Origin of the sequence: Nocardia puris, assembly GCF_003315035.1 — a bacterium.
Taxonomy (GTDB): Bacteria; Actinomycetota; Actinomycetes; order Mycobacteriales; family Mycobacteriaceae; genus Nocardia; species Nocardia puris.
This window is the reverse complement of the sequence record NZ_QNRE01000055.1, coordinates 1-1,426: the sequence shown is the minus strand read 5'-3', so window position 1 is coordinate 1,426 and position 1,426 is coordinate 1. Positions and strand designations below refer to the sequence as shown.

Below are 1,426 nucleotides of genomic sequence, written 5' to 3'. Positions count from 1 at the left end.
GGTCAAGTCCAAATGCGTGGTGTATCGAAGTGATCGCCGCGTGACCGCTGCCGGTCAGGCGGTCAACGCTGCGGGATCCTCCTGTTCATCGCTGGGTTCGGTGTGGTTGCGGGAGCGGGCCAACACGTCGAGGCCGAGGTAGCGGCGGCCTTCGATCCATTCGTCGTGTTGTTCGGCCAGGACAGCGCCGACGAGGCGGATGATCGCGGTGCGGTCGGGGAAGATCCCGACGACGTCGGTGCGGCGCCGGATTTCCTTGTTCAACCGTTCTTGGGGGTTGTTCGACCAGACCTGACGCCAGATCTGTTTCGGGAAGCTGGTGAACGCGAGCAGGTCGGCGCGGGCCGCGTCCAGGTGCGCGGCGACTTTCGGAAGCTTCTCGGCCAATGCGTCGAGCATCCGATCATATTGAGACCCAACCGATTCCGGGTCGGCTTGATCGAAGACCGAGTGGAGCAGAGTCCGAACCCACGGCCACGACGTTTTCGGTGTGATCGACATCAGGTTGACGGTGTAGTGGGTCCGGCAACGCTGCCAGGACGCGCCGGGCAGGGTCGCTCCGATCGCCGCGACCAGCCCGGCGTGGGCGTCGGAGGTGACCAACTCGACCCCGGACAAACCCCGCGCGACCAGATCACGGAAGAACGCCAACCAGCCGGCACCGTCTTCACCACTGGTGACCTGCAAGCCCAGGATTTCGCGGTAGCCGTCGGCGTTGACACCGGTCGCGATCAGGGCATGGACGTTGACCACCCGCCCGTTCTCGCGCACCTTCAACACCAGGGCGTCCGCGGCGACGAACGTGTAAGGGCCTTGGTCGAGTAAGCGGGTCCGGAACGCTTCGACCTGGGCATCGAGGTCGGTGGCCATGATCGAGACCTGCGACTTCGACAGCTGCGTGACGCCGAGGGACTCGACGAGTTTCTCCATCCGCCGGGTCGAGACACCGAGCAGGTAGCAGGTCGCGACCACGCTGGTCAGGGCTCGTTCGGCGCGTTTGCGGCGTTCGAGCAGCCAGTCGGGGAAGTAGCTACCCGACCGCAGTTTCGGGATCGCGACGTCCATGGTCCCGACGCGGGTGTCGAAATCGCGGTGGCGGTATCCGTTTCGGGAGTTGACCCGGTCCTCGCTGCGTTGCCCGTAGTCGGCGCCGCACATGCTGTCGGCTTCGGCGTTCATGATCGTGTGGACGAAGCTGGACAGCAATTCTCGCAGCAGATCAGGGCTGGCCGCGGCGAGTTGGGTGTCGAAGGGCTTGCTCGGGTCGATACGCTGGATATCGGTCATCGCGTGATGTCTCCTTCAAGTGACTTTGGACGGTCTCTTCAAGGGTCACGCGGTGACCACCTCGTTTCCGGCTACGACACGCTCGGAACAGGGGGCTGCTCGGGTGGTCGGGCCGTACACCACGCTATTGGACGCAACC

1 protein-coding gene is annotated in these 1,426 nt (G+C 64.4%); it reads right to left on the bottom strand.

The window, feature by feature from the left end; genetic code table 11:
- Window positions 1-54 precede the first annotated feature (54 nt).
- On the bottom strand, window positions 55-1,287 hold the full coding sequence (locus tag DFR74_RS35220; RefSeq protein WP_054811708.1) for an IS256 family transposase: 1,233 nt from the start codon (window positions 1,285-1,287) through the stop codon (window positions 55-57).
- Window positions 1,288-1,426: the final 139 nt, after the last annotated feature.

Excerpts from the sequence above, each read along its gene's own strand:
- DFR74_RS35220 (WP_054811708.1), bottom strand. The coding sequence starts at position 1,287 with ATGACCGATATCCAGCGTATCGACCCGAGCAAGCCCTTCGACACCCAA.